Origin of the sequence: Brachyspira sp. G79 (assembly GCF_002379365.1) — a bacterium.
Taxonomy (GTDB): Bacteria; Spirochaetota; Brachyspiria; order Brachyspirales; family Brachyspiraceae; genus Brachyspira.
Map to the genome: position 1 here is coordinate 1,530,868 of NZ_JQIU01000008.1, position 7,287 is coordinate 1,538,154.

The following is a 7,287-nucleotide window of genomic DNA, read 5'->3' on the forward strand; positions in this document are numbered from 1 at the left end:
GAATGCTAATATTTTTTTATTTTTACTTTCGGAAGCTATTTTATGAATCTCTTTTAAATTGTCTTTTATAATATCATTACCGTAATAATAATCATCTAATACATGTAAATATAAAGTCCATTTCAAATTTTTTAAAATTCTTAAAGTTATTACAGAATTGAAAAATATTTTCCATAGAATTAACTTGACTAATATCCCAATTTTCTAAAGAACTGTATTGATTAAAATTATAAGTGCCGCCAAACATGTAACTCATATTTTTTACTTTTGAAGTATTCCATTTATCAAGAGACTGATTAAACTTTGAAGCAAGATAAAACATATGCGATGTATTTTCTACATTTGATATATCCCAATCATTTAAAGGCTTATTAAACTCTGAAGCTAATCCAAACATACAATACATATTTTCAACATTAGATACATTCCAATTATTAATAGTCTGATTAAATTTGCTGCATCCTCTAAACATACAACTCATATCTTTAACGTATCCTACATTCCAAGATGAAATATCCTGATTAAAGCTCATAGCATCATTAAACATATCATTCATAATTTTAACTTTATGAACATTCCAATTATTAAGCGGCTGATTAAATTTAATTGCATACCTAAACATATAGCCCATATCTTCAACATTAAATACATTCCAATTATTTATATTATGATTAAAATATGATGCAAAAGAAAACATTGAGTTCATACTTAAAACATTAGAAGTATCCCAAGTTTCTATTCCAGAAAAATCCTTTCTTTTACTTCCAGAGAATAATCCGCTCATATCTTTAATAGTGCTTGTATCTATATCGCCTAAATAAATATTCTCATCTTCTGTTAGTTTATATAATTCTTTTAGAGTTTGTGGTTTGTATTTTTGCATTTTATTATCCTTATGTATTTAAAACATTTAAACTATCTAATCATAAAATTGATTTTTTCTTAAAGTAATATTGTATAAAAAGTACTATTACAGACTGTAAAATAATAGTAAAAATGAATATAAAATTTGATTTTTGATATTTTTTTTACTATACTTGAATTATCATGCATTGCTTAGTTTTCTATGAATCAGCTTATTCTTTAAGCTTCTTTAGAAATCACCAAAATAATATAATAAATAATCTATTATATCAAAATATTACCTGTTATCAAAGGAGGAATGTCTATGGGAAAAATCTATAACCCAGAAAGTATTCGTAATGTAGTCCTTTTGGGACATGTAGGAAGCGGCAAAACATCTTTAAATGAAGCCTTACTATTTAGAGCCAAATCTATAGATAAGAAAGGCGAAATAGAAAGAGGTACTACAGTCAGTGATTATACAGATGAAGAGATAAAGCAAAAAATGTCTATACGTACTTCTTTAAGTTTTATAGAATGGAAAGATCATAAAATTAATTTGATTGACATTCCTGGGTCGGGTGATTTTAGCGGTGAGATTAACCCAGCTTTAAGAGTAGCAGAATCATGTATAGTAGTAATAGATGCAGAATTTGGTATACAGATAGAAACAGAAAAACATTGGCAGATGGCTAATAGTTTTAAAAGACCTAGAATAATATTTATCAATAAAATAGATAAGGAGATGGTTGATCACAAAACTTTATTAGAAAAAATAGAACATAACTTTAAAGAACCTCCTGTAGTTCCTATACAAATACCTATGGGTAATGGTAAAGATTTTAAAGGTATAATAGATGTTATTTATCATAAGGCTTTCTTTAGAGATGAACAAGGAAAAATTGTAGAGGCAGAAATACCAGAAGAGTATTATGATGAGTACAGAGCTACTCGAGACAGACTTAAAGAACTTGTATGCGAAGTAGATGACAGCCTTACAGAAAGATTTTTAGAAGGCGGAAAGTTTACTGATGAAGAATATATAGAAGCTCTAACAAAATCTATACTTCAGTATAAAGTAGTTCCTATTTTATTCGGTACATCTATAAGAGATATAGGTATGGGAGCAGTACTTGATACTATAATAAGATATATGCCTTCTCCTTCATATGTTCCTGTTACAGATGGTACAGACCTTTTAACAAATGAACCTGCTACAAGGTCTATATTAGGAGAAAATAATCCTTTTGCTGCTTTTGTATTCAAAACTACTATAGATCAATATGCAGGAAGAATATCTTTCTTTAAAGTTCGTTCTGGAAGTATAAAAAGCGGTGATGAAATATACAATTCCAGAACAGGCAAAAAAGAAAAAGTATCTCATATATATACAGCAAGAGGCAAAAAACAATTTGAAGCAGATACTATTACAGCAGGAGATATAGGAGTATTAGCTAAACTTTCAGACTGCAAAACAGCAGATACTATAAGTACTCCAAGTTCTCCATTCCAATTCTTGCCTCTAAAAATACCTCAGCCTATTTATTTTACAGCTATTAAAATATTAAAGAATGATATAAAAGCACTTGAAGTTCTTGATACAATTGCTCAGGAAGATTTGACTTTTCATGTAGAGTTTGACAGCGAAACAAAAGAAACTATAATAAAAGCTATGGGTTCTTTGCAGGTAAAATTAGCACTTGACAGAGTAGTATCTTTAACTAAAGCAGAAATAGAGCAAAGTGTTCCTAGAGTAGCTTACAGAGAAACTATAAGAAAAAAAGCTCAGGCACAATACAGACATAAAAAACAGTCTGGAGGAAGCGGTCAGTTTGGTGAAGTTCATTTGGAAGTAGAGCCTCTTCCAAGAGACGGCGGATATGAATTTGTTAATGATATATTCGGAGGTGCTATACCTAAGCAGTATATACCGGGAGTAGAAAAAGGTATACAAGATGCTATGGCACAGGGACCTTTAGGTAAATATCCTATGGTAGATATAAAGGTAAGACTATATGATGGTAAGTACCATGATGTAGATTCTAATGAATTATCATTTAGAATAGCAGGTTCTATGGCAGCTAAAGAAGCATTCAAAAATGCAAGCCCTGTATTATTAGAGCCTATTATGAAAGTTACAGTTTATGTACCAGAAGAGTTTACAGGTGCTATAATGAACGAACTTACAGGTAAAAGAGGAAAAATTTTGGGTATGGAGGCAGCCTCAAATACTGTACAGATGATTAAGGCTGAAGTTCCATTATCCGAAATGCTTACTTACTCTATAGAAATGAAAGCATCTACTTCAGGCAGAGGTACTTTTGAAATGGAGCATTCTCATTATCAGGAATTAACAGGTCCTTTGGCTGATAAAGTGATAGAGGAAAGAAAGGCTTTGCTTGGCAGCGGAGAGTAAAATTAAATGCTGTATATAAAAATAAAGTTGATATTTTTTATATACTATAATATAATAATTTAATACGTATAACACTAGGAGATTGTATGCTCAAAATAATTGATAAAATTACAAAAGAACATGTATTTGAAGATTTGGAATCAAAAGACAAAGAATCACTTTTTAGAGCTTTAAGTGAAAAAATCGCACCAGTTGCTTCTGCTTCTGCAGATGCTGTATTTGATGCATTCAAAAAGCGTGAAGATGAATACACAACTAATATAGGTAACGGCGTTGCTGTTCCGCATGGCAGAATTCAAGGCTATGGAAAAACTGATATATTTGTAGGTTTCTTGAAAGATGAAATCAACTACGATTCAGATTCTGATGAAAAAAGTCCAGTAAAACTTGTATTTGCTATACTTTCTGACCTTGATAACCCTCAGGATTATTTATTAAATCTTTCTCAAATTTTCTTCTTGGTAAACCAGAAAGAAATACTTGATAAGATTATGGCTACTAAAGGTTATGATGAACTTTATAGTGTTTTAGAATCTTTCAAAAAATTAGATGAAAAATTTGAAGCTGAAAAACAAATTAAATTCTTAATCGAACTTGAAAGAGCTGAAATACAAATTAAAGCATATGAGCTTTACAGTTCTACTCACTCTCAGCAAAAATCTGATGTGGTTTTAGAAGAGTACAAAAAATATAAAGATACTATATTAAGTAAAATTGATGTTGCTGTATTAGAAAATTATAAGAGAATCAAAGAAAATAAAGGTGAAGCTTTAGCTAAAATAGAAAATTATAAATGCAGTGCTTGTAATGTAGCTATACCTAAAATGACTGTTAATGAAGTTAGAAGACAAAACCAAATTATAATGTGTTTCCATTGCGGAAGAATATTGTTTACTACTGATTAATATTTAAGTTGTTAATGATAAATAGTTTCTTAAATAAAAGGAAAGCTAAAATATTACTATTAATTCTTTTAGCTTTCCTTTATATTTCATGCTCGCCAAATAAACCTAGCTCTCTTCTTTCGGAGTTTTATAATTATCCTAATCCTTTTACGCCTTCTAACGGAGAAAATACTACATATAAAGTATCTATTAAAAGCGGTGAAATTATAAGTGCAAAACTCGATATATATTCTCAAAATGGAGATTTAATAGATTCAAAGGATATGATTGTTGAAAGTAGTAAACAAACTGCCGCATGTATATGGTCTGGTTTGGATAAAAATGGAAAATATCTTCCTTCTGCCGTTTATGATGCTAAGGTAACAGTAAAAGATAATCAGGATTCTACATTTGTTTCTGAGTTTAAGACTTCAATAAGATAGAATATATAATATTTTTTAATGACTATTAAATTAATGACAAAAATTGTCATTTGTATGCATTATAATAACAGTAAATTAAAAATTATTATAGGAGTTTTATTATGCTGCCTTTTAATCCGCCTTTTATGTATAAATGCAATTCCTGCAGTAAAATTTTCACTAAATCTAAAAAGCCTATTTTGGGAGCACTATATTTTCAATTTTAAGCAGTCCTAAATACCCAAAATGAGGAAGCAAAGACACTAAATCTATAGATCATAAAAAAGTAGCTCTATTAATATTTGCACTATAATATTTTTTTGTTTATAATATAGCAAAAATTTATTATTAGGAGAAAATAATATGAAAGCTGCTATAATATTTGGAAGCAGATCTGATACTGATAAAATGAAAGGAGCTGCTGCCTGCTTAAAAGAATTCGCAGTTGAATACAAAGCCTTTGTTCTGTCTGCTCATAGAGTTCCAGAACATCTTGAAAAAACTATTAAAGAAATAGAAGAAGAAAATTTTGAAGTAATTATTGCAGGGGCAGGTCTTGCTGCACACTTACCAGGTGTTATAGCTTCAAAAACAATACTTCCAGTAATAGGAGTTCCTATTAGTGCAAGTAACCTAGATGGAATGGACGCTCTTTTGTCTATAGTTCAAATGCCTAAACCTATAACTGTTGCAACAGTTGGTATTAATAATTCTTATAATGCTGGTATGCTTGCTGTTGAAATACTTGCTTTAAAATATGACAGTATAAAAAATAAATTAATAGAATACAGAAAAAAAATGAAAGAAGACTTTATTGCTGATAATAATAAAGCTATAGAGTTTGATATATAATTATTTTTATATTTTATAACATTACTATATGGAAAAATTATCAAAAAAGTATATAATAGTATAAAAAGTTTTGACAGGAGTTTATATATGTCTAAAGAAAAAAAAGAAATGATATATGAAGGTAAAGCTAAAAAAGTTTATGCTACTGATGATCCTGAGCAGATTATAGTGTACTATAAAGATGATGCTACTGCTTTCAATGGTGAAAAAAAAGGTTCTATTAAAGATAAAGGTGTTATGAATAATGAAATTACTTCATTACTTTTTAAAATGCTTGAAAAAAATGGAATTAAAACCCACTTTATAGAAAAATTAAATGATAGGGAACAGCTTTGTCAGAGAGTAAAAATATTTCCATTAGAAGTAATAGTTAGAAATTTGATAGCTGGTTCTATGGCAAAAAGACTTGGTATAGAAGAAGGTACAGTACCTCCTAATACTATATTCGAAATATGCTATAAAAATGATGAATATGGCGATCCTTTGATTAATGATCATCATGCTGTTGCTTTGAAATTGGCTACTTATGATGAATTAAAATATATATATGATGTAACTGCAAAAGTTAATAATTTATTAAAAGAAGCATTGGATAAAATAGGAATTACTTTAGTTGATTTTAAAGTAGAATTTGGTAAAAACTCAAAAGGTGAGATACTATTAGCTGATGAGATTACACCAGATACTTGCAGATTCTGGGATAAAGAAACTGGCAAGAAATTGGATAAAGATAGATTTAGAAGAGATTTGGGATCTATTGAAGAGGCTTATATAGAAGTTTTGAATAGACTTAATAACCTATAATATTATTAAGTTTATAAAAGATAAGGCTTTGCTAAACTTAAAGAGTTTGGTAAAGCTTTTTATTTTTTTAGTATGTATGAATAAAAATTTTTAAGTTTGTCAATTTTTTATTGTCCCTTTTCCAGCCGCACACCGAGTAGTATTATATGAAAACTAGCCTCCAGCAATTATAAATAAAAATAGTTTTTAATCAAGTCTAATTTATTTTTTAACAAACTATAGTTGTATTAAAATAAAAAAGGATATGCATTAAAAAAATAATACATATCCCTTATTATTATAAACTAAATTTTTTACTTAGCATTTTCTACATATTCAGCAAAATTAGATAATATAGTTTTTATATTTTTATAAAGTTTAGGGTCATCTTGATACTTTAATATCTCTGCTCTTTTACTGTATATTTCTTTAATATTTGCTAAATAATTTGCAAAATATTCATCTATTACCTTGTTGTATTTTGAAGTAACATTCTCTTCTTCATATGCCTTTATAACTTTTTTAGCAAGAGTTTTTTTCCAATTACCTGAGAATGACATAAAACCAGATAGTATAAATACAACACTAGGAAGGAATGATATAGATATACCCATTATATTAAAAAAGTTTAAGCTGCTTGTATTTAATAGTTTAAATGTAGGAACTATATTTATAGCACATGTTGTTATATTTGATGATATTTTAGATGTTTTATTATTATCTTTACTATTAAAATCTTCCTCTGTTATAGTTATCATATTGTATAATTGAGTATCCAATTCTAAATTAATACTATTGCATAAAACTTTTATATCATCTTTTTTTCTATATACATTGTTATCATCTATAGCTTTAATTATATTATCTATATTTAAAGTGTTTTTATATATTTCGCTGAAAGCTTCTTTTGCTGATGTTCTTATTTTAGATAAATTAGATTCTAACTTATCATTTTCTTGGAATTCGTTTTTATTGTCTATTATTTCGATATCAAAATTTACGCATTCCAATATTTTTTTATAATATGCAAACTTAATGCTTTGAGCAAAATTATTTTTTATTTCTTTAACAAGATTAGTATTATTTA

At 28.0% G+C, this 7,287-nt stretch carries 6 protein-coding genes and 1 pseudogene; 5 read left to right on the plus strand and 2 right to left on the minus strand.

Annotation, left to right across the window (positions count from 1 at the left end; translation table 11 throughout):
• Nucleotides 1–91: 91 nt before the first annotated feature.
• On the minus strand, nucleotides 92–883 hold the full coding sequence (locus tag KQ44_RS08185; protein ID WP_240516556.1) for a BspA family leucine-rich repeat surface protein: 792 nt from the start codon (nucleotides 881–883) through the stop codon (nucleotides 92–94).
• Nucleotides 884–1,168: 285 nt separating this feature from the next.
• Here KQ44_RS08185 and fusA point away from each other — a divergent pair, with 285 nt between their 5' ends.
• The 5 genes from fusA (at nucleotide 1,169) to purC (ending at nucleotide 6,221) form a co-directional block, all read left to right on the plus strand.
• Complete coding sequence (gene fusA, locus KQ44_RS08190; RefSeq protein WP_096736993.1) at nucleotides 1,169–3,259, plus strand: elongation factor G; 2,091 nt, start codon at nucleotides 1,169–1,171, stop codon at nucleotides 3,257–3,259.
• A gap of 86 nt (nucleotides 3,260–3,345) precedes the next feature.
• Nucleotides 3,346–4,164, plus strand: coding sequence for a PTS sugar transporter subunit IIA (locus KQ44_RS08195; protein WP_020004543.1), 819 nt, complete (start codon nucleotides 3,346–3,348; stop codon nucleotides 4,162–4,164).
• A gap of 14 nt (nucleotides 4,165–4,178) precedes the next feature.
• On the plus strand, nucleotides 4,179–4,586 hold the full coding sequence (locus tag KQ44_RS08200) for a hypothetical protein (protein WP_096736994.1): 408 nt from the start codon (nucleotides 4,179–4,181) through the stop codon (nucleotides 4,584–4,586).
• A gap of 342 nt (nucleotides 4,587–4,928) precedes the next feature.
• Nucleotides 4,929–5,417 (plus strand): 5-(carboxyamino)imidazole ribonucleotide mutase, encoded by a 489-nt coding sequence (gene purE / locus KQ44_RS08205; RefSeq protein WP_096736995.1) that lies wholly within the window; start codon nucleotides 4,929–4,931, stop codon nucleotides 5,415–5,417.
• An 87-nt stretch (nucleotides 5,418–5,504) separates the two neighbouring features.
• Nucleotides 5,505–6,221 carry a phosphoribosylaminoimidazolesuccinocarboxamide synthase gene (purC, locus tag KQ44_RS08210; protein ID WP_096736996.1) on the plus strand — a complete coding sequence of 239 codons (717 nt, stop codon included), beginning with the start codon at nucleotides 5,505–5,507 and terminating at the stop codon, nucleotides 6,219–6,221.
• 293 nt (nucleotides 6,222–6,514) lie between these two features.
• Here purC and KQ44_RS08215 read toward each other — a convergent pair.
• Nucleotides 6,515–7,287 (minus strand): annotated as a pseudogene (locus KQ44_RS08215) (XRE family transcriptional regulator); the annotation flags it as partial.

Bases quoted from the DNA above. Each gene is read 5' to 3' on its own strand.
- KQ44_RS08185 (WP_240516556.1), bottom strand. From the start codon at position 883: ATGCAAAAATACAAACCACAAACTCTAAAAGAATTATATAAACTAACA.
- fusA (WP_096736993.1), top strand. From the start codon at position 1,169: ATGGGAAAAATCTATAACCCAGAAAGTATTCGTAATGTAGTCCTTTTG.
- KQ44_RS08195 (WP_020004543.1), top strand. From the start codon at position 3,346: ATGCTCAAAATAATTGATAAAATTACAAAAGAACATGTATTTGAAGAT.
- KQ44_RS08200 (WP_096736994.1), top strand. From the start codon at position 4,179: ATGATAAATAGTTTCTTAAATAAAAGGAAAGCTAAAATATTACTATTA.
- purE (WP_096736995.1), top strand. From the start codon at position 4,929: ATGAAAGCTGCTATAATATTTGGAAGCAGATCTGATACTGATAAAATG.
- purC (WP_096736996.1), top strand. From the start codon at position 5,505: ATGTCTAAAGAAAAAAAAGAAATGATATATGAAGGTAAAGCTAAAAAA.